The organism is Chitinophaga sancti, assembly GCF_034087045.1.
In the GTDB taxonomy this organism is placed as follows: Bacteria; Bacteroidota; Bacteroidia; order Chitinophagales; family Chitinophagaceae; genus Chitinophaga; species Chitinophaga sancti_B.
Genome location: NZ_CP139247.1, coordinates 5,766,713 through 5,786,705, shown reverse-complemented (window position 1 = coordinate 5,786,705; position 19,993 = coordinate 5,766,713). Strand labels below are relative to the sequence as shown.

The following is a 19,993-nucleotide window of genomic DNA, read 5'->3' as shown; positions in this document are numbered from 1 at the left end:
GCTTAATTTTTCCGGCGCACTTTCACTTTTTTAAGTGTTACATCACCCAGTAAAATGGCCCACGGCTTCATTTGATCGATATTCTCAAAAATAATTTTCAAAATTGCAATGAACGGAATAGCGAGGAACATGCCTGGAACGCCCCATAGCAGGTTGCCGCATACGACTGCGAGGATGGTGACAAGTGCGTTGATCTTTACCTTGCTGCCTACGATGCGTGGCAGTAGGACATTGCTATCCAGGAAGTGTACGACAAGCAGACCAACACCTACCTGTATCGTAGTGCCCAGTGAACTGTTCGTCAACGTGAGCAACATGGAAATGATCGTGGCCACATAAATACCCAGGTAAGGAATGATATTAAATATAGCGGCCATGATGCCTAACAGTGTCGCATACTTGATACCCAATATCCAGAAGAGGGTACAGTTTACGACGGCGACTACCACCATTTCAATCATCAGGCCTGTAACGTATCCTTTGATGATCAGGCGTGTTTCAACAATCACGCTGAGCAAGGTCTCGCGGTGTTTGGCATCGAACACGGTGATGAGGAAAGTGACCAGTAAGGAACGATAGAGCAGCAGGAAGAACGTATATAATAGTACGAAAATGATAAAGATCAACAGGGAAGATAAAGACAATAAGGTCGTGCTCACAAAAGTAGTGGCAGAGCCTAAAGTGCCCATGGCCAGTTGCTCTAAATAATCCATCTGGCGGGCGGCGTCAATATGAAATTTCATATTGATCCAGGCCTGAAGGTCGGTGATAGTATGAAGCAATTGTTGTTGTAAGTGTGGAAAATCGGCAACAAATGAGCCCATTTGAGAAGCAAGGATCATGCTTATTCCAAAGAGGATGATGACGATTAATATGATGCAGGTAAGGGCGGCCATGGCTCTTGAAAAGCGACATTTTTCGAGAATACTGGCAACGGGGAGGAGCATGATAGCTATCAGAAAAGCGAAGGCCAGCGGAACTAGCAGCTCGTGTCCTAATCTGGCGATGTACATCAGCAGGATGACGGAGAGGAGGGTGAAGGCTAGTCTTGCATTAAAGGGTAGCTTTACTTCATTCATGGGATGGTTGTGTAGATTTTTTATAAAGGAAGGTAAAAAAGAGCAATAAATTGGCCAAACCACAAATAAAAAAGGATTTGCCGTAGGGCAAATCCTTTTTTATTTGTGGTTTTATGCATTATAATAACTGCTTCATATAAGGAATAAAGATCTCACACTGATTCGGCCCTACCATAGAAATAAAGAAATGGTTTCCGCTCATCTTAAATACACCTTCTTTCACATACCGGTCTATAAACTCATACATCGGTATCCCTGCCATGGCAAAATCTATAGGCACGGGTAGTTTAATATAATGGCCGGCCGGTATCCTTTTAGCCATCAGGTTTTCTTTCATCACCACCTCCATAAAGCCGGAAGTAACATCTTTGCTGGGCAAAAAGATCCCTGCAAATATGCTCATTTGTTCATACGAAGTGACCGGTACAGAATCAAGCGTACTCGTTATCACCTTTGCCTGTGGTAACTCCTGTGCCTGCAGTATCCTGCGCAAACGGATCTCCTCTCTTGTCATCTTCATGATCATCTGGGCTATCGGATCCTGGCCCCTGGATAAGATCGTATAGTATAACATGCTATCCGGCAGGTACTCCTTCTCCGTCCGCTCAAAATTAAAATACGAAGTTAAGTTATCACCTTTCTTATTAAATGCTTTCACAATCGCATCTACTAAATGTAGCGTACGTTGCTCATTCGGAAGGGTAGGGATTTTCCTGAAACCACGTGGACTCTTGTCATAATACTGGGTAAATGCTTTTGTAAATGCCGCTACAGTAGCGTAACCGGTTCGTTCTGAAATCTCGCTGACATTATATCCGCTATGCCTGAGCAACCCTGCAGAGAGTTCCAGCCGGTGACGTTTTACATATTGCCAGTAGGGCTCTCCAATCACCTGCGTAAAACTGTGGTAAAAATAGGAGTAGGAAATTCCGAGCCAGTCAGATACGTGTTTCATCTCGAAAGAATCCGAGACATGATCATCAGCAAAACACAGTGCTTTTAGTGCTAACAGCTCCATTTGCTCCTGAGCGGAAGGTTTTTGTTTCATAGCTGAACTTTTAAAGAAAGAGCGATCGATAAGGGCTAAATGAGGTTTGTTGTAACCGATCATTTTATCCAAAAAACAAATAGTATTTTATGATAAATTGATACTATTCGAAAGTAAGGTATTAGCTGCAGATAATAAAAAAAACGTTTCAACAAATATAAACGTTTAAATCCGCTGACACTGAGCATTTAAAGATAATATGTGAGTGTTTTGATCTATGTGTAATTCTTTATTCGCTGGCTCTACAAATAATATTTGAGTATTTGATATTTGCTGAGTTAGTTGTTCAGCCTGCAAAAAAGTCTTATTTTAGCGGCCGTTGTTTAGAATGAGAATGCCTGCTTTACAATTTTATGCCAGTCTCCTTCGTTATAAAACAATGTCCTGATACCCCTTAGCAATACCTATCGAAATGCGATGAAAAAAGGTCGTTAATCAATCACGAAAGTTGATGCCAAATCTAATTGCATTGAGAAACCATTTTATGAATGTTATTTCCAGAAAGGTACTAGCTACTTTATTTGTTTGTCTCCCCTTTGCCGTTTTTGGACAGTACTGGCAGGTTGGTGGTGCATTAGGGATCAGTAATTACAGTGGTGATTTATCACAATCACGGGTGGATATGGGATATACCCGGTATCACATCGGATTGTTTGCCAAGCGGGATCTCAGTCCGCACGTCACATTGGGCGCAGGGTTTACTTATGCGCGCATAGCCGGGGCAGATAGCACTAACAGGAGAGCAGACCTGAAAGACAGGAACCTGAGTTTCCGTTCACCTATCATGGAGTTTCATGTCAGAGTTGAATTGAATTTATTTGATATAGACGACAAGGGTTGGACACCATATGTATTTGGCGGTGTTGGTGTATTCAGTTTTTATCCTACCACCCGCGATAGCAGTGGCGACATAGTAAAGCTGAGAGGTCTGAACACAGAAGGGCAGGGGCTTGCACAGTATCCTGACCGTAAGCAGTATAACCTGAGAAGTATTTCCATTCCATTTGGTGCAGGTGTAAAATTCCTGATTCGTGACGACCTGGTAGCAGGTTTTGAAATAGGATTACGTAAAACATTTACAGACTACCTGGATGATGTGAGCAAGGGTTACGCAGACTATAATACGTTGCTGGCAGCATATGGTCCTAATACTGTTCGCTATGCCTATAGGGGTTCAGGGGCGTATCCTACCGAAGGATTTCCAAGAGGTTCGCAGAAGTATGATGACTGGTATGTGTTTACCGGATTTACACTGGCGTACCGTTTTGGTGGAGGTAGTGGTCCATATAATCACTGGAAGAAGCAGAAAGTTTCAAACTGTCCAAAGTTTTAGTAAGTGTAAGTTGGTGCTGGTCAACGATCTTCAGGGAATATAGTTTTTGGCATACTTCTTGAAATTTCATAAGCAATACAGGAAAAAGAGAAAGTGATGTGCAACTGATCATTGAGCGAACGAATTCAGAAATCGCGGAGAGAGTAACGAATAAGATAAGAACTATGATGGTTGTACGCTTTTCCTCCCTGTTATTTTTTACCATTCTCCTCATGAAGATCCGATCGCGCTAACTTTAATTTACTTACTAAACTGTTAGGATCATGAAAAAGATATTATTTGTAATCGTATTTATTTTAGGAGGCTTCGTAGTGTCGAACGCCCAGCCTCCTAAGCCACCCAGGCCGCCGCATCCGCATTTTGCGAGACATCACAGGCCGCATCCTCCAAGACCGCGTCACAGGCCGCACAGACCACATCGGGTGATACATCATCGTCATCATCATGTGGTTCGTCACAGACAGCATCGTTATAACCACCATGTGTATAATAATGTTGCCGCGCCAGTGCACACTTTAAATGCCACTTTTAACGTTTAAGTATATATTATAATTCCTATATTTTAATTCCAATCTATTTTACCAAAAACTAAATCAAACAGTATGAAACAGATAGTAATAATGATGCTGCTGATGGGAGGAACCGTTGTAAGTGCAATGGCACAAAATGTACATCGTGGAAACGGGTATGGAAGAGGTTATCGGGTTCATGCTGGTCGTTGGGAGGATTGCAGTAAGAGTTATCGTGGTGCTTATTATGATTGCCGTCCGGGTGTGAGGGTGGTTCCAGTGCCAGCACCAGTAGCAGTATGTGCACCAGCGCCTGCGCCAGTAGTAGTTTATACGCCGGCACCACCGCCACCAGCTGAAGTTGTATATGTGAAAAGGCCAAGAGTGGTAGTTAATGCAAGTATTAGCTTATAATCGATATATCATTAAGGTAAAGGCTGTTCTCAAAGGAGGACGGCCTTTTTTGTTATTGGGGGATGATTAATGTTTTAAGGGGAGATGAGTTTGGTTTGAGAGTGAGGTGATTTTGGCTTGAGGGAGGGTGATTTCGGTTTGAAGGGGAAGTGGTTGTGGTTTGAGAGAGAGGTGGTTGTGGCTTGAGGGGGAAGTGGTTGTGGTTTGAGGGAGAAGTGGTTGTGGTTTGAAGGAGAAGTGGTTGTGGTTTGAGGGTGGGGGGATTGCCTTTGGCAGGCCAGCCCACAGCGTCATCGTCATCAAAATAAATACTTTTGCCGGAGGCAAAAGTATTTATTTTGGGTTTACCTTCGCATAAATTTTCGAATCTCCGTATGGCATATAAGAATCTAAAACACTTCATAGACACACTGGAAAAGGCTGGAGAACTGGTCCGTATCAAAACCTTCGTAGACCCAATCCTGGAAATATCCGAAATCACTGACCGCGTCAGCAAATCCCCTGGTGGGGGTAAGGCCCTCCTTTTTGAAAACACCGGCACAGACTTTCCCGTTCTCATGAACTCCATGGGGAGCTACAAAAGGATGTGCCTGGCATTGGGTGTCAATGAATTAGACGATACAGCCCACCAGATCGAAGACCTCTTCAAAATGCTTTCCAAACCAAAAGAAAGCATTCTCGATAAGCTGGCCATGCTCCCTAAACTCGGCCAATTCGCCAGCTGGATGCCAAAAGTAGTCAGCGGCAAAGGCGCCTGCCAGGAAGTGATCATGTCCAACCCGGACCTTACCAAAATTCCGGTTATCCAGTGCTGGCCTAAAGATGGTGGTCCATTCATCACCCTCCCTGTCATCCACACCAAAGACCCGCACACCGGTATCCGCAACGTCGGCATGTACCGTATGCAGGTATTTGATGGCCAGATGACCGGTATGCACTGGCATAAACACAAAGTATCCGCCAAACACTACAACGAATACAAGACACTGAAAAAACGCATGCCGGTAGCCGTTGTACTCGGTGGTGATCCTGTATATACCTATTCCGCTACGGCACCACTTCCTGAAAATGTGGATGAATACATGCTGGCGGGTTTCCTGCGCAAGCAGAAAGTAGAACTGGTAAAATGTATCTCTCAGCCAGATATCGAAGTGCCTGCTGATGCTGACTTCGTAATAGAAGGATATGTAGATCCGGAAGAAGACCTGATCTGGGAAGGACCATTTGGTGACCATACCGGTTACTACTCCCTGGCAGACTGGTACCCTCGTTTCCATGTTACCGCTATCACTCATCGTAAAGATGCTGTATATCCCGCTACCATTGTAGGTATCCCTCCCCAGGAAGATGCTTACCTCGGTAAAGCGACAGAAAGAATTTTCCTTGCGCCTATCAAAATGGCCATGGTACCTGAAATGATCGATATGGAAATGCCGGTAGAAGGGGTATTCCATAACCTGGTGATTTCCAAGATTAAGAAAGACTATGCCGGTCAGGCGCAGAAAGTGATGAATGCTATGTGGGGCGCGGGACAGATGATGTTCAACAAAATCCTTGTTGTCGCCGATCAGCACACTACTATCAGTGATTACAAAGCACTGGCGCAATATATGTTTAAGCATCTGAACCCTGGTACAGACATCTACTTCAGCCAGGGTCCGATGGATGTATTGGACCACTCCTGCTCTAAAATGGGCTTTGGTGGTAAGATGTGTATCGACGCGACTACCAAATACGACGAAGAAATTCTGGATAGCCACTTACAGGATATCAAACCTGCCGGTATCAATAAAGAAGAACTGCAAAAACGTTTCCCTGAAATCAAAGGGATCAATGATAGTCTGCTGGCCATGGATATTCCTTGTTTATTTGTTGCCGTACAAAAAGCACGTCCGCTGCATATCAAGGAACTGAATGAACAGCTGTATGCACTGCCTGAAATGCTGGGCATCAAGATGATCATTTTTGTAGAGCACACCGTGGATGTCAGTGATCTGGCAACTACCCTGTGGCGCTTCTGTAATAACCTGGATCCAAGAAGAGATAGCTTCGTAGTACGCAACCCTGTACCTGGCAAGCCTGGTAAAGAATGGGCGGGCGTAGGCATGGATGGAACCCTGAAAACCAGGCTGCTGGATGGTTTTGAGCGTGACTGGCCCAATATCGTCGTTGCAGATGACGAGACGATCCGTAAAGTAGATGAGAAATGGGCGGCGTTAAATATAGGACCTTTCCTGCCATCGCCATCGCTAAAATTTAAACCACAAATGTATGGGGAAGAAGCTGTGGTACCACAGTAAATACCTGCTGCTGTTATTGTTTTGCAATAACAGTTTTGCCCAGGTAAAGCCGGCCGACTTTAAGTACGTTGATCATATACTGGGGTATTGGCGTATGCCTACAAAGCACAGTACTTTTACAGAGTATTGGACAAAGTTGGATGAGAATACCTGGCAGGGAGTGACACATCGTATAACCGGTAAGGATAGTGTAGAGATGGATCATATGCAAATGGTGAAAAGTGGGAAGGATTTGTATTTCAGTATTGTGGCCGTGTCGGATCCAAAGAGTGGGAAGCCGGTACCGTTCAAGGTAACGGTGATACAAGCTAATGGTTTTGTGGCAGAAAACCCGGAGTGTGATTATCCGCAGAAGATAGTATATAAGTGGAAGAAGGAGGATGAACTGGAAGTTCATTATAAAGGGGAGAAGGAGAAGACATTCAGTGAGATCATATTGGAGTACAAAAGGAAATAATGGATTTCCCACTTGCGTAAATCTATTTCCCAAATGTATAAATAACAAAGGCAAAGCTGTAATAGCTTTGCCTTGTTGTTTTACAAGTCTAAGGACAGTCTGCAATTGTACTTCATTTGAGTTGGTCGTACAATTTATTATAACGCCGCGCCTGATCACAGGATGCGGCTATTTTTTTGCGGGCATTTTGAGGTGAGCTCTGCTCACCTCAAATGCCCGCCCGGCGATTGTGTTGCGTGCTTCGCACGCAACACAATCGCCCAAAATTTATTTATGAATTTCAGAAGTAAAATGAAACTCCACCTCCGGATTATTTGTCCGCTCTGTATTCAAATACCACTCACTCTGTGCCAGATAAACCAGGTGTCCATCCTTATCCTCCACCACATTCGCCTGTTTAAACCTTATAAACTCCTCTACCTTCGCCTTATCCCCTGTAATCCAGCACGCCTTATAAAAAGGCAAAGTATTGAACATACAAGACGCTCCATACTCCTGCAACAAACGATACTGTATCACCTCAAACTGCAGATCACCCACACAACCAATAATCTTACGATTACCACCATGCTGTGTAAACAACTGCGCCACACCCTCATCCGTCAACTGTCTCAACCCTTTCTCCAACTGTTTTGTCTTCATCGGATCCTTATTCACCACCTCCTTAAACAACTCAGGAGAGAAGCTTGGAATACCTGTAAAATAGAAGTTCTCACCTTCCGTCAGCGTATCTCCAATCTTAAAGTTGCCCGTATCAAACAAACCAACCACATCACCCGGATACGCATCATCTACCACATTCTTTTCCCGTGCCAGGAAGGTGTAAGGGTTACTGAATCGCACATCCTTATCTAACCTTACATGGTGGAAGAATTTATTCCGCTCAAACTTACCGGAACACACACGTAAAAACGCGATACGATCGCGGTGTCTCGGATCGAGGTTCGCGTGAATTTTAAAGATAAAACCACTGAATTTATCATCCGCCACCGGAACAGGACGGGTGCTTGATTCACGATCTCTTGGTGTAGGGGCGATCTCCACGAAGGTATCGAGCAGGTCTTTCACCCCGAAGTTATTCACGGCGCTACCAAAGAAAACAGGCGCCATTTTCCCTTCCAGGTATTCCGTATTCTCAAAGGTATCGTACACACCTTCAATCAGTTCCACATCGTTACGCAGCTGTGCTGCATCCGTTGCATTGAAAGTCTGATCGATAAAATCACTTGTCAGGTCAGACAGTGGAACGATATCATCATCTGTTGCTTTCTTGTTAGGCGCAAAGGATACAAAGCTCTTATTGTACAGGTTATACACCCCTTTAAAGTCTGTACCGCCGTTAATAGGCCAGCTCAGAGGGCGAACCTTGATACGCAGTTTTTCTTCCAGCTCATCCAGCAGGTCGAATGGGTTTTTACCGTCACGGTCCATCTTATTGACAAAGATGATCACCGGGGTATCGCGCATACGGCATACCTCCATGAGGCGTTCTGTCTGCTCTTCCACCCCCTTTACACAGTCGATGACCAGCACAACGCTGTCCACTGCGGTCAGGGTACGGTAGGTATCTTCTGCGAAGTCCTTGTGACCCGGGGTATCGAGCAGGTTTATCAGCATATCCCGGTATTCGAAAGTCATCACGGAGGTGGCTACGGAGATACCACGCTGCCGTTCGATTTCCATAAAGTCGGAGGTCGTATGTTTCTTGATCTTGTTAGACTTTACGGCGCCCGCAGTCTGGATGGCGCCACCAAAGAGCAGGAATTTTTCCGTCAGGGTGGTTTTACCGGCATCCGGGTGGGCTATAATAGCAAATGTCTTTCGTTTATTGATTTCGCTTGCGTACTTCATATGCGTTTGTACCAAAAATGTGTGCAAAGGTACGAATGAATTGTGAAATGGATGTAATCTCACAATTTATCATTACTTTACATTTAATCTATGATTGCCACAACGCTATGATTGCCACGATTAAAATATTATGGAGTAGCCTGAAAATGGCGGCCCAGGAGCTCAGAATGAACAAGCTCCGTACGTTTTTATCTCTTTTAGGAATCACAATTGGTATATTCTGTATCATCGCTGTTTTTACTGCAACAAATAGTTTGGAAAGTAATATCCGCAAAGGCCTGGAAGCCTTGGGTTCTGATGTGATCTTTATCCAGAAGTGGCCATGGGATGGCGGTCCGGATATGCCGTGGTGGAAATTTGTGAACCGTCCGCAGCCTGAGTACAAAGAGCTGCGATATATGACGGAAAAGACCCATACAGTGCAGTTTGCGGCATTTGCATTTTCATCTGGCAATAAGCGGATAGATTATAAAAGCGAATCTATGGAAGGGGTGGAGTTCCTACCCGTTACAGAAGATTATATTAAAATTCAGTCCCTGAAGATCATTGGAGGCCGGTATTTTGCCGGCAAGGAGAATGACGGGGCGAATGTGGCCATCCTGGGAGGAAATATCTGGGATGGATTGTTTGGGAGTCCGGAGGCGGCCCTGGGCAAGGTGATCCGGGTAGCGGGCAGGCCAGTTAAGGTGATTGGGGTACTGAAGAAAAAAGGTTCTGGTATGGATGCTATCAATTATGATAATACAGTGATGGTGCCGTATGCCTTTGGCAAAACGGTGGTAGATGAGCGGTTGTATGGAGATCCGTTTATAACGGTAAAGGCAAAGCCGGGGGTATCCGTAAAAGAGATGAAGGATGAGCTGACCGGGGTAATGCGGGCTATTCGCCGGTTGCGGCCTACGGAGGAAGATGATTTTTCATTGAATGAGATTACATCGGCGTCCGGGAACCTGGAAAGTATCTTTGTCAAGATCAATATAGGAGGGATTATAATAGCGATGTTTGCGCTGATAGTAGGTGGGTTTGGGATTGCGAATATTATGTTTGTGACGGTGAAGGAACGGACGAATATCATTGGGTTGAAGAAAGCCATTGGGGCCAGGAAGAAGGTGATTTTGATGGAATTCTTGCTGGAAGCGATTATGTTGTGCCTGGTGGGAGGTGGATTGGGTTTGTTGCTGGTGTACATGATTACGTTGGTGTTGAATATGTTTGATGTTTTTCCGGTGGCGCTGACGCTGAAGAATATTATAATAGGATTGAGTGTGAGTACGGTGGTGGGGGTGATAGCCGGGTTTATTCCGGCTTGGTCGGCTTCGAAGCTGGACCCGGTGGTAGCGATCAGGAGTACGTGACGTGACTTTTGTTCAGGTAGAAAATTCAATTCGGATAGAAATTTCATTCAGATAGAAGATTTATTCAGATAGAAATCTCACTCAGATAGAAGAATTCACGCTGATAGAAGATTTCATTCAGATAGAAGGATGTCCCCTTCAAAAATCCGCTTCGCCTTTAGGCAGAAGCGGATTTTCTTTTTAGTTTTGCATCCATGTCAGTAAAAATACTCGCGATAGAGTCGTCTTGTGATGAAACCAGTGCTTCTGTACTGGTAGATGGAAAGATCCTTTCCAATTATATAGCTAACCAGACTATTCATGAGCAATATGGTGGTGTAGTGCCGGAACTGGCTTCCCGTGCTCACCAGGAAAATATCGTTCCGGTGGTAGATTATGCCCTTAAACAGGCAGGTATACGTAAGGACGAACTGGACGCCATTGCTTTCACCCAGGCTCCCGGCCTGATCGGTGCACTGCTGGTAGGTAGTTGTTTTGCCAAGTCACTGGCGCTGGCGCTGAATAAACCGCTCATTGCCGTTCACCATATGCAGGCCCACGTGCTGGCCAATTTCATCGAAGATCCCATTCCTTCATTTCCGTTTTTGTGTCTCACGGTATCTGGTGGGCACACACAAATTGTGCGGGTAGATAGTCCGCTGCAAATGAAAGTGATTGGAGAAACCATGGATGATGCAGCAGGAGAGGCATTTGATAAGAGTGCGAAATTACTGGGTTTGCCTTATCCGGGTGGTCCTTTGATTGATAAATATGCGAAACTGGGGGACCCGACCCGGTTTAAATTCCCTGAGCCACAGATCCCTGAGCTAAATTTCAGTTTTAGCGGGCTGAAGACGGCTATTCTTTATTTCCTGCAGGAAAAAACCAGGCTGGATCCTGATTTTGTGCAGCAAAATATGGCGGATATATGTGCGTCTATTCAGCACAGGATAGTTAGTATTCTCATGAATAAACTGGTGAAGGCTTCGAAGGAGACGGGTATAAAAGAGATCGGCATTGCCGGTGGAGTGAGTGCGAACTCAGGTTTGAGATTGGCGTTGCAAACCTATGGCGGGAAGTTTGGCTGGAATACTTACATTCCTAAGTTTGAATATTGTACGGACAATGCAGCTATGATCGCGATCACTGCATATTATAAATACCAGGCAAAGGAGTTTGTAGGACTGGATGCGGTACCAGGTGCAAGAGCAGCATTTTAAGTATGGCGAATCAATTTTTTCGTTTCAAGGAGTTTACGGTGAATCAGGAAGATTGTGCCATGAAAGTGTGCACAGATGCCTGTTTGCAGGGGGCGTATACGGGTTGGTATGTAGTAGAAGAGGGATTGTTTGGTGGAGGCGTTCCACAACAAAAAGAGGCGGTGAGTGCTGATCTTACTTCAGGGAAGGCATTTGTAAGTGCTGATATTTCTTCAGGGAAAGTTTTACCGGCGCCTCGTATTTTAGATATTGGGGCAGGTACGGGATTATTGAGTCTGATGCTTGCGCAAAGATTTAGCGAAGCGTCTATTACTGCCATCGAACTCGATGTTGCGGCCGCAGGCCAGGCAAAACGAAATTTTGCCGAATCTCCCTGGGCTTCAAAATTAAATATCCTAACCGGTGATGCCCGCACATTATCATTGGAGGTAAAATACGACCTCATTATCACCAATCCTCCTTTTTATGAATCAGACTTAAAAAGTCCTGATCAATTAAGAAATCAGGCCATGCACACCACCACGTTGAATTACTCAGCATTACTGGATGTGATTGATAAAAATTTGTCTTTATCAGGCGTTTTCTCCGTTTTGTTACCCTATAAGCCTTATGCCACTTTTGAAGTATTAGCCACACAAAAAGGATTTTATTCCCGCAAAGTACTACACGTAAAGCAAAGTGTAAATCATGACAAATTCCGCACCATCGCTATTTTCGGCCGGGAAGAAACACCCCGCGATGAAGAAGTAATGGCCATTAAGGAAGCAGGCAATGATTACACAGCGGCATTCAAGGCATTGTTACAGCCTTATTATTTGTATTTATAAATTTAGTTAGAACATCACAGCATGGAAGGTTTAAATCAGATCTTTTGGGGGAATACTTTGTATGCCTATATCATCGCGTTTGGAGTTATCGTAATTGGGTTGATAGCACTCCGCATTATCAAAAGTATCGTATTACACAGGTTAAGAAAATGGGCGGAAAAAACCGTCAATACAGTAGATGATTTTATCATCAGCGTCATAGACCGGGCCATAATGCCGGCGCTGTATATCTCGGTGATTTATGGTGGTATTCATTACCTCACATTGCCGGTAAAGCTGGCGAATGGAATGCATGGTGTGATGATATTGATCAATACCTTTTTCGTGTTGCGGATGTTGACAATGCTCATCGAATATGCATTGCTCTCTTATTTACAAAAGCGATCCTATGCAGATGCAAAAAGGAGTGAAGTGAAGGGGATATTGATGATCATCAACCTTGTATTATGGTGTATTGCGATCGTGTTCCTGCTGGATAATTTCGGGTACAATGTGACAACGATCATCACGAGTTTGGGTATTGGTGGTGTGGCTATTGCACTGGCTTCACAGAACATATTGAGTGATTTGTTTTGTTATTTCGTGATCTTCTTTGACAGACCTTTCGAGATAGGTGATGCAATACTGGTAGGAGACAAGAGTGGCACGGTGATGGAGATCGGTGTAAAGACAACCCGTATCCGTAGCACCAGTGGTGAGGAAATGATCTTTTCTAACAAGCAATTGACAGACTCACGCATTCACAACTTCAAAAGAATGGAGAAGCGCAGGATTGCATTTGTGCTGGATGTGGTGTATGAAACTCCTGCCGATGTGTTAGAAGAGATACCTGCTATTTTAAAAACGATCATCACCGCCCAGGAAGGCATTGCATTTGACAGGGCGCATTTTGCGACTTATGGGGCGTATAGTCTGAAATTTGAGGTGGTGTACAATGTACTGACAGGTGATTATAATAAGTATATGGATATACAACAGGTGATCAACCTGGCTATTTTCAGAGAGTTTGCGAAGCGTGGTATTCAGTTTGCCTATCCGACACAGACGATATTCAATGCGAATAATAATTAATGGATATCATAAATAAATGGAACTCCTGAGGATGGCATAAATGGGAATCTGGTTGCATCTGGTATCCGAATTTAAAGGGGATATAACATAAGTAACAGGAAGGTCATGAGAATTGAATGTATGAAAATACTCTCTACCAGGTGTCCGAATTTAAAGGGATATAACATAAGTTACAGGAAGTCCATGAGAATTGGATGTACGAAAATTTTCTCCACCAGGTGTCCGAATTAAAAGAGCGTGTATCTGATTTTTGATACACGCTCTTTGCATTATAATCTTTGGACGGGTATTTCCAGTGGTTATTCGTATCTTCCGCGAATATGAATAATAATGAACATGATGACATAGTCACATTTGAGAAATGTATTACCTTCCTGAATGCTATCGGCATTCAAACAATATTCAGGAGTTTAGGCGACGATAGTTTTTTACCGGGTTTCCTGATTGAAAATGGTACTATCATTATCGACAGGAATACGTTGAAATACCCGGGAGATATACTCCATGAAGCGGGCCATGTTGCCGTCGTATCTACTAAGGATCGCTCCCGTTTAACAGAAAATGCGATTATCAAGCGGAAAGACAGGGAGGCCGAAGAGATTATGGCGATCGCCTGGTCATACGCGGCCTGCCTGCACCTTGATATAGACCCTGATTATGTTTTTCATGAAGAAGGTTACAGGGGTGGCAGTAGTGATATCATGGAAAGCTGTCGTATGAATGATTATATAGGAATATTAATGTTACAGAGTGTGGGCATGATGACGAAGGAAGGTGACAAAGAAGATTTTCCTCCTATGAAGAAATGGCTGCGTGCCTAAAAGATATACTTAAAAGGCGTCTCAATTACGATTGAGACGCCTTTTTCTTTATTGTGATACATAATCCTCCAGGTAACTAAAACGTTCTGTAAGCGCCCCATTTGTGGCAATAGTTGCATTGTGAATGATTGTACTCTCCGACTTTAATAAATCATCAAATACATACTTCATCAACTGATCTCCGAAATACTGCGAGGCATCTCTTGGCAATTCATTTGGCAGATTGCTCACACACATCATATCGACAGTATCCTGCAGGTATGGGGCTGTTTGTTGCCTTGTGTGCCGGTTCACGCCATATACCGGCTCCTCAATGGTGCAGTCACCCAGGTTACAGGGTACGGATCCATTTGTATCATCCGTGATATCAGCAATCACTTTGATCCTGAAGTTGCTTTTCGCCAGATCTTCCCAGGTGAACAGTGGTGGGATGCGTTCATCCCAATAGATCCCATTCATGAGAATATCCGATGCCGTTACAAAAGGCATAAACCGGCAATCATATTGATCAGGGTGCAGGTGGAAATCTTCCCTGCCGTAGGTCTTATCGGACTTTCTCAGGTAGAGCTCCCCGGCTTTTAACTGGGTGTATACAGGATAGGTGTAGGAGTTGATCAGGAACTCTTCTGGTGGCAGGTATTTAATACCCAGTAAGCCCATTACTTCCAGGGTACCAGCAGCCACCCGGCCTGAACCAGTGATCACAATCTTCAGCGGTGGTAGTTTGGCGCCGAAATAATGGTTGATCAGTTCTTTAAAATCATGGCAGGCGTAGACCGGTGTGAGTGAGAACGTGCCTGTTTTCCGGCCATAAGCCAGCAAACCATTGTGGGCGCCTACTACGCCGGCAAAGAAACCAAACCCCAATATCCTTTGTCCATCGGGATGGACGAGGCATTCATAATCGATGAGGTTGATTTTCTTTTCCAGGATGGTTTTCAGCATCTGCTGGTTCTGTGGTTGTTTTTTCCGTGTATGAGAAAAGAATAAATATGTCTTACCTGGCAGTAATTTTTCAGCAGGCACTTCTTTAATACCAAGCAGGATCTGGCAGTGAGACAGGTCTTCTGACAGCGTGATGCCGGCTCTCTCATATTCTTCATCCTTGTAGCAGCGCCATGGGGAGGGCTGTACGACGATGGTGACCTGGGGGTAGTGATGTGCAATCCATTGACATTGTTGTGGAGTAAAGGCGACGCGATTATCGTGGGGCTGTTTTTCTTCCCGAATCAGTGCGATATATAACATACTGGTGATTTGGTGTGGAGCCAAATATATTGAAAAAATAAACAGGCCGGAGAAAAACGCTGGTCTGATAAGTTAGTGTGCTTTTCTCACTTTCGCACTACCACTTATTTTTTTAGTCACCGATGGGTTGCCTGAATAATTAATTTTGGAACTACCAGATGCAGATGCAACCAGGGTGGTAAGGCAATTAACTGTCGCATGGGTACTTCCGCCGGTTTTTTACTCCAGCCGTTGTTGTTCTTCCCCATAATCTGTATGAAAGCACAAAACATTAGATGTCTGAGTAAGAACCTTTGCAACGCCAGCCATTTAAGTAATACTGGTTTTTTCTGTTGTTTTAAGAGGATATAAGCGGGTATTGTCACATCCAGCAAAGTATATAGCAGGTATAGAGGAACAAGTTGGAAGTTACCTGTGATACAGGTACCTATAAGCAGATAATCAGCAACGGGGGCGAGCGCCGGCACCACGATCTGGAATACCCATGTATATGGTAGTACGATCCAGGCCAATCCTTTGTTGGTGTTTGTTATGAGTTTTTTTCCATCGGAATACTACTTCTGTCGTTCAGAATAATTTCAATGGGTTTGCCGGCTAGTTGTTTTAATATATACGCAGTGGTAAAAAGTTGTGTGATCGTCCTACCATCGATATCTCTGTCAATAATATTGTCATGGAGGTCATTCAGGAATAATACCTTGTTTAGTTGGGTGAAGTCTAAAGCCATGGGTTAAATATTGTAGTAGTGAAAAGGTATGGAATTATTCTGGGAAATAAAATGATCGCCTCTGCAAAATAGGGCAGTGATCTATCTTCTTTGAAGTGGGCAATCAATTTATTTTTGACCTGGCTTTTGATAGTTCAGTTTTCTATTAGTGGATCTAAGTTTTCATTTGCAGTATATACAAGTGATGATTTATGTAATTTCAGTTTTGAATAGTGGATTTTGACCTTCTGATTTTATCTTTGTGGGATGAAATGTATATATACAGCCGGATTGGTGGTGGTCCAAAACAGGAAGTTATTATTGGCTTTTAGTAAGAATAAGCAGGCGTGGTACTTGCCGGGCGGGAAGATTGATGCAGGAGAGACGGCAGTGGCGGCTATGCAGCGGGAGGTGCAGGAGGAGTTGAATATATTAATTCCTTTGGAGGAGTTGAAGTGGTATTATCATATAACGGCGCCGGCATTTGGAGAGGTGGATATGATGATGGAGCAGGATTGTTTTTTGCATGAGTTAAGGCAGGAGGTGATGCCTTCGGCGGAGATAGGGGAGGTAAGGTTTTTTGATCTGGAGAGTTATGAGAGGGAGGAGAAGCAGGTGCCGGGCGTGTTGATCGCGTTTGGGAAGTTGAAGGAGGATGGGTTGGTATAAGGATATGTCACCTTTGATAGTTTTGATATCCGGAAATAGGGCAGGGGCGGTTTGCTGACGGTTGAACAGGGTAAGGTCGTATTGCGGGAAGTTTTTTAGTTTTTCGATGAGATTGCGGCCAATGAAGTTCGTGCCTCCGAGAATGAGAACGTGGGTCATGGGTTGAGTTTTAATGGAGAATGTAAGATAGTCAAAAATTTTAGTTTTAGGAGAGTGTCGATAGATAAAGGATTAACATTGATAATTAAATATTTGAATGCCGGGGGCTACCTCTCCGGCATTCAAATATTTTAATTGTAGAAACAGATATATGCTACATCTGTTTCGCAATTTACTTCAAATGAAGAGTTTTCAGACACATCAAAACGCTCGTTCTGCTTGTATTTCACCCACTCACCACCTTTCACTTTTGCACTCATTTCGCCTAACACAATGACCATTGTTTCAGGCGATCCGGTGTTGAATACATACGTTCCCTTTTTCATTACGCCGACAGTTGCTTTCCCTTTTTCTACTTCGATACCGAGGCTTTGCACTTTTCCTTCAAAATATACATTGTGCGAAACTGTACTCATAGTGTTGTTGTTTAATTTTGAGGGGCTAAATTAATATTTAATAATTATTTCTGAAATCCTAAAAGGGAGAGGAGCGTGGTAAAAGAACCTCCGCAAATCATCCGCCAGTAACGCAGGGTGTTCCCCTGCTGTAAAGTGCGCTCCTGCCGGCATTTGTCGGCGATGAGCTATTCGTTGTTGAAGATCGGTCAGGATTTGCTGGGCAATATTGATTCTGAAAGTTATCATCTGGTTTATTGATAATGGCAAAGGCCGGCGGTGGAAGGTCAGTAGGTGGGATGTTTATTTCCGGGCAAATTGAGTACTAGTACTATAGCAGTGAAACATAATATTAGCTGTAGATCAAGGAAATCCCTATTTTACGGAGTATTATAAATTTAACCATGACAAGAACACTTTTAGTTTTCGCGGCAATGTCCTTTTTTGCCTGCAAGCAACCTGCTACTAACCCAGCTCTAACATCAAGTACTGAAGACACAACCGAAATTAAAACCGGGGGGAACAAATTGATCGAAGTAGATGGTAAATACCATGTATGGACCAAAAAAGTGGGTGATGGTAAAATTAAAGTATTACTGTTACACGGAGGTCCTGGTTTTAGCCATGATTACATGGAATGTTTCGAAAATTTTCTGCCTAAAGAAGGGATGGAGATCTACTACTATGACCAGTTAGGATGCGGCAATTCTGACCAGCCGTCCGACACCACCCTTTGGACGGTATCCAATTATGTGGAGGAATTAGAACAGGTGCGGAAAGGCCTGCACCTGGATAGTTTTTATATAGTTGGTCATTCATGGGGCGGCATGCTGGCTATGGAGTACTTGCATAAGTATCAATCCCATGTTAAAGGTGCTGTATTATCCAATATGACAGCCGGGATGATTGATTATACCACCTATACCAAACAACTGAAGGCGCAATTCTTCTCAGCAAGGGATCTTGCTGTTTATGATTCATTGGATAAATTGAAAAAATATGACTCGCCTGAGTACAATGACTTGTTGATGAATAAGCTATATACACAGGCGATTTGCAGGTTGCCAGTGGAAAGTTGGCCGGAGCCTTTGCTCAGAGCGTTTAAGAAGGCGAATCATACGATTTATATACAGATGCAGGGAGTAGATGAATTTCATGTGACCGGAAATTTTAAGAACTGGGAATTCTGGGATAAACTGCCGGATATTAAGACCCCTGTGTTGGTGTTAGGAGGGATGCATGATGAAATGAGTCCGGAGGGTATGAAGCGGGAAGCGCAGTTATTGCCGAATAGCAGATTGTATTTGTGTCCGAATGGGTCTCATATGTCTATGTATGATGATCAGCAGCGGTATTTTACGAATCTGGTGGGTTTTTTGAAGGATGTGGATGGTGGAAAGTTTGTGGCGGATAAGAAGTAATTAGCAATTAATTTTTGAAAAGGTCGTCTCAGTTTTTATTGAGGCGACCTTTTCCTTGTAAGGAGATACTTCAGGAATCTAACCTACTGGTTACACATGCAACAAATTCCGTTCTCGGCCTTGGTGCACGAACTGTTCTGCAGCAGCTTTCAATTGCGCTCCTGATTTGGGTTTCAGTTTTGGCGGGGTAATAGCGCTTTAGTTTTTTTACGAGATAATCCACCTCCCATTGTTCTTCACAAGAGAAGAACAATCGGTCCTCTTTTTTCTTCTTTTTGTTGTCATAATCTGACCAGTCTTCATTTAAAACGGGATGTGCCATAAAGGATGAATTTTTATTTAATTAATAATTTATTAGCAAAGATAAATCATCTCCCTGAGGGGGAAACCCTGATACTATACGGGAAAAATCCCCTTTTATCCTAATGTAGGGGGGCGATTTTTTATAAACCACCTGACCTGAATTTTTAAAGGCTGTTAACCTTACGTTAACCGGATTGGACTTTTTATTTTGTATCCTTGTACATCAACCAAAATAGTAGTTTAAATGAAGTATGATCAGGAATACGTTTATACTTTGCTATTGCGAAAGCAGTTGGGGGGGCTGAGTGATCCTGAAGAAGAATGGCTTGAAAAGGTCTTTCAGGAAACTTGTAAGGGCAAGGGAGTTATTGCGGAGTTCTATGAAGGCCTTGGAAATTATACCAATGATATGCTGGATGATTTACGTGTAGAGACGCAATGGGCGGAGGTTGCCAGGATGCTGAAAAAAAGAACCTTTAAGGAAAGGATGGCAGATTTTATTGATCAGATACGCTCCAGATTATTTCCACTATGGATCATCAGGGTGATTGATCGAAAACTGGGTATTATAAAGCAGACAGACCCAGACAAGATATTCGTTGGTAAAATCCAGCAGTTCTTCCACATCCCGATTGCACTAGCCCGTTTATTCTGTGAAATGGCGGTACAGGTAGGGTTATATTTTACAAATAAGTTAAAGGAGCCATCAAAGCGGAAGGTGGGGAAAACAAGAACTTCAGCGGTAGTATTCGAAGCATTAAAATAGGGATATATAGGGGGACCATTTCATATCACATGGTTATCATCTGCCAGGAAAGAATTTATCCA

General features: G+C 43.6%; 19 protein-coding genes. 12 read left to right on the top strand and 7 right to left on the bottom strand.

Annotation, left to right across the window (positions count from 1 at the left end):
* Positions 1-2: 2 nt before the first annotated feature.
* Together SIO70_RS23440 and SIO70_RS23435 are read right to left on the bottom strand one after the other, a co-directional pair.
* Positions 3-1,079: an AI-2E family transporter gene (locus SIO70_RS23440; protein ID WP_320574839.1), complete on the bottom strand. Its 1,077-nt coding sequence runs from the start codon at positions 1,077-1,079 to the stop codon at positions 3-5.
* 118 nt (positions 1,080-1,197) lie between these two features.
* The gene (locus tag SIO70_RS23435) at positions 1,198-2,127 is read right to left on the bottom strand and encodes an AraC family transcriptional regulator (protein ID WP_320574837.1); all 930 of its coding nucleotides are present in this window, start codon (positions 2,125-2,127) and stop codon (positions 1,198-1,200) included.
* Between the two features lie 451 nt (positions 2,128-2,578).
* Here SIO70_RS23435 and SIO70_RS23430 point away from each other — a divergent pair, with 451 nt between their 5' ends.
* From SIO70_RS23430 to SIO70_RS23415, 4 genes are all read left to right on the top strand, one after another.
* Positions 2,579-3,460 carry a DUF6089 family protein gene (locus SIO70_RS23430; RefSeq protein ID WP_320574835.1) on the top strand — a complete coding sequence of 294 codons (882 nt, stop codon included), beginning with the start codon at positions 2,579-2,581 and terminating at the stop codon, positions 3,458-3,460.
* 602 nt (positions 3,461-4,062) lie between these two features.
* Positions 4,063-4,383, top strand: a complete 321-nt coding sequence (locus SIO70_RS23425) for a hypothetical protein (RefSeq protein WP_320574833.1) — start codon at positions 4,063-4,065, stop codon at positions 4,381-4,383.
* Positions 4,384-4,757: 374 nt separating this feature from the next.
* Positions 4,758-6,683, top strand: coding sequence for a menaquinone biosynthesis decarboxylase (locus SIO70_RS23420; RefSeq protein WP_320574831.1), 1,926 nt, complete (start codon positions 4,758-4,760; stop codon positions 6,681-6,683).
* Positions 6,655-7,140: a DUF6265 family protein gene (locus SIO70_RS23415; protein WP_320574829.1), complete on the top strand. Its 486-nt coding sequence runs from the start codon at positions 6,655-6,657 to the stop codon at positions 7,138-7,140. Before SIO70_RS23420 ends, SIO70_RS23415 begins: the two co-directional genes overlap by 29 nt.
* Positions 7,141-7,407: 267 nt before the next feature.
* On the opposite strand, the gene SIO70_RS23410 is transcribed toward SIO70_RS23415, so the two are convergent.
* Entirely contained in the window at positions 7,408-8,991 is a 1,584-nt protein-coding gene (locus tag SIO70_RS23410; RefSeq protein ID WP_320574827.1) for a peptide chain release factor 3, read from the bottom strand.
* Positions 8,992-9,038: 47 nt separating this feature from the next.
* Here SIO70_RS23410 and SIO70_RS23405 point away from each other — a divergent pair, with 47 nt between their 5' ends.
* The 5 genes from SIO70_RS23405 (at position 9,039) to SIO70_RS23385 (ending at position 14,264) form a co-directional block, all read left to right on the top strand.
* On the top strand, positions 9,039-10,346 hold the full coding sequence (locus SIO70_RS23405) for an ABC transporter permease (protein WP_320574825.1): 1,308 nt from the start codon (positions 9,039-9,041) through the stop codon (positions 10,344-10,346).
* A 194-nt stretch (positions 10,347-10,540) separates the two neighbouring features.
* Entirely contained in the window at positions 10,541-11,545 is a 1,005-nt protein-coding gene (gene tsaD / locus SIO70_RS23400; protein WP_320574823.1) for a tRNA (adenosine(37)-N6)-threonylcarbamoyltransferase complex transferase subunit TsaD, read from the top strand.
* 2 nt (positions 11,546-11,547) lie between these two features.
* Positions 11,548-12,372, top strand: coding sequence for a tRNA1(Val) (adenine(37)-N6)-methyltransferase (locus SIO70_RS23395; RefSeq protein WP_320574820.1), 825 nt, complete (start codon positions 11,548-11,550; stop codon positions 12,370-12,372).
* Positions 12,373-12,393: 21 nt separating this feature from the next.
* The gene (locus SIO70_RS23390; RefSeq protein ID WP_320574819.1) at positions 12,394-13,443 is read left to right on the top strand and encodes a mechanosensitive ion channel family protein; all 1,050 of its coding nucleotides are present in this window, start codon (positions 12,394-12,396) and stop codon (positions 13,441-13,443) included.
* A gap of 320 nt (positions 13,444-13,763) precedes the next feature.
* The gene (locus tag SIO70_RS23385) at positions 13,764-14,264 is read left to right on the top strand and encodes a hypothetical protein (protein WP_320574817.1); all 501 of its coding nucleotides are present in this window, start codon (positions 13,764-13,766) and stop codon (positions 14,262-14,264) included.
* Between the two features lie 48 nt (positions 14,265-14,312).
* On the opposite strand, the gene SIO70_RS23380 is transcribed toward SIO70_RS23385, so the two are convergent.
* From SIO70_RS23380 to SIO70_RS23370, 3 genes are all read right to left on the bottom strand, one after another.
* Complete coding sequence (locus SIO70_RS23380; RefSeq protein ID WP_320574816.1) at positions 14,313-15,512, bottom strand: NAD(P)-dependent oxidoreductase; 1,200 nt, start codon at positions 15,510-15,512, stop codon at positions 14,313-14,315.
* Positions 15,513-15,628: 116 nt separating this feature from the next.
* Positions 15,629-16,024: a hypothetical protein gene (locus tag SIO70_RS23375; RefSeq protein ID WP_320574814.1), complete on the bottom strand. Its 396-nt coding sequence runs from the start codon at positions 16,022-16,024 to the stop codon at positions 15,629-15,631.
* 17 nt (positions 16,025-16,041) lie between these two features.
* Positions 16,042-16,239 carry a hypothetical protein gene (locus tag SIO70_RS23370; RefSeq protein WP_320574812.1) on the bottom strand — a complete coding sequence of 66 codons (198 nt, stop codon included), beginning with the start codon at positions 16,237-16,239 and terminating at the stop codon, positions 16,042-16,044.
* 246 nt (positions 16,240-16,485) lie between these two features.
* Between SIO70_RS23370 and SIO70_RS23365 the strand changes: the two genes are divergently transcribed.
* On the top strand, positions 16,486-16,887 hold the full coding sequence (locus SIO70_RS23365) for an NUDIX domain-containing protein (RefSeq protein WP_320574810.1): 402 nt from the start codon (positions 16,486-16,488) through the stop codon (positions 16,885-16,887).
* A 290-nt stretch (positions 16,888-17,177) separates the two neighbouring features.
* Here the strand turns inward: SIO70_RS23365 and SIO70_RS23360 are convergent, their stop codons facing one another.
* Positions 17,178-17,462, bottom strand: a complete 285-nt coding sequence (locus SIO70_RS23360) for a pyrimidine/purine nucleoside phosphorylase (protein ID WP_320574808.1) — start codon at positions 17,460-17,462, stop codon at positions 17,178-17,180.
* Between the two features lie 383 nt (positions 17,463-17,845).
* Between SIO70_RS23360 and SIO70_RS23355 the strand changes: the two genes are divergently transcribed.
* Both SIO70_RS23355 and SIO70_RS23350 read left to right on the top strand, forming a co-directional pair.
* Positions 17,846-18,862, top strand: a complete 1,017-nt coding sequence (locus SIO70_RS23355) for a proline iminopeptidase-family hydrolase (RefSeq protein ID WP_320574807.1) — start codon at positions 17,846-17,848, stop codon at positions 18,860-18,862.
* 547 nt (positions 18,863-19,409) lie between these two features.
* Positions 19,410-19,931 carry a hypothetical protein gene (locus tag SIO70_RS23350; RefSeq protein WP_320574806.1) on the top strand — a complete coding sequence of 174 codons (522 nt, stop codon included), beginning with the start codon at positions 19,410-19,412 and terminating at the stop codon, positions 19,929-19,931.
* The last annotated feature ends 62 nt before the right edge of the window (positions 19,932-19,993 follow it).

Bases quoted from the DNA above. Each gene is read 5' to 3' on its own strand.
- SIO70_RS23415 (WP_320574829.1), top strand. From the start codon at position 6,655: ATGGGGAAGAAGCTGTGGTACCACAGTAAATACCTGCTGCTGTTATTG.
- SIO70_RS23425 (WP_320574833.1), top strand. From the start codon at position 4,063: ATGAAACAGATAGTAATAATGATGCTGCTGATGGGAGGAACCGTTGTA.
- SIO70_RS23365 (WP_320574810.1), top strand. From the start codon at position 16,486: ATGAAATGTATATATACAGCCGGATTGGTGGTGGTCCAAAACAGGAAG.
- SIO70_RS23390 (WP_320574819.1), top strand. From the start codon at position 12,394: ATGGAAGGTTTAAATCAGATCTTTTGGGGGAATACTTTGTATGCCTAT.
- SIO70_RS23435 (WP_320574837.1), bottom strand. From the start codon at position 2,127: ATGAAACAAAAACCTTCCGCTCAGGAGCAAATGGAGCTGTTAGCACTA.
- SIO70_RS23420 (WP_320574831.1), top strand. From the start codon at position 4,758: ATGGCATATAAGAATCTAAAACACTTCATAGACACACTGGAAAAGGCT.
- SIO70_RS23440 (WP_320574839.1), bottom strand. From the start codon at position 1,079: ATGAATGAAGTAAAGCTACCCTTTAATGCAAGACTAGCCTTCACCCTC.
- SIO70_RS23355 (WP_320574807.1), top strand. From the start codon at position 17,846: ATGACAAGAACACTTTTAGTTTTCGCGGCAATGTCCTTTTTTGCCTGC.
- SIO70_RS23395 (WP_320574820.1), top strand. From the start codon at position 11,548: ATGGCGAATCAATTTTTTCGTTTCAAGGAGTTTACGGTGAATCAGGAA.
- SIO70_RS23385 (WP_320574817.1), top strand. From the start codon at position 13,764: ATGAATAATAATGAACATGATGACATAGTCACATTTGAGAAATGTATT.
- SIO70_RS23360 (WP_320574808.1), bottom strand. From the start codon at position 17,462: ATGAGTACAGTTTCGCACAATGTATATTTTGAAGGAAAAGTGCAAAGC.
- SIO70_RS23370 (WP_320574812.1), bottom strand. From the start codon at position 16,239: ATGGCTTTAGACTTCACCCAACTAAACAAGGTATTATTCCTGAATGAC.
- tsaD (WP_320574823.1), top strand. From the start codon at position 10,541: ATGTCAGTAAAAATACTCGCGATAGAGTCGTCTTGTGATGAAACCAGT.
- SIO70_RS23410 (WP_320574827.1), bottom strand. From the start codon at position 8,991: ATGAAGTACGCAAGCGAAATCAATAAACGAAAGACATTTGCTATTATA.
- SIO70_RS23405 (WP_320574825.1), top strand. From the start codon at position 9,039: ATGGATGTAATCTCACAATTTATCATTACTTTACATTTAATCTATGAT.
- SIO70_RS23430 (WP_320574835.1), top strand. From the start codon at position 2,579: ATGCCAAATCTAATTGCATTGAGAAACCATTTTATGAATGTTATTTCC.
- SIO70_RS23380 (WP_320574816.1), bottom strand. From the start codon at position 15,512: ATGTTATATATCGCACTGATTCGGGAAGAAAAACAGCCCCACGATAAT.
- SIO70_RS23350 (WP_320574806.1), top strand. From the start codon at position 19,410: ATGAAGTATGATCAGGAATACGTTTATACTTTGCTATTGCGAAAGCAG.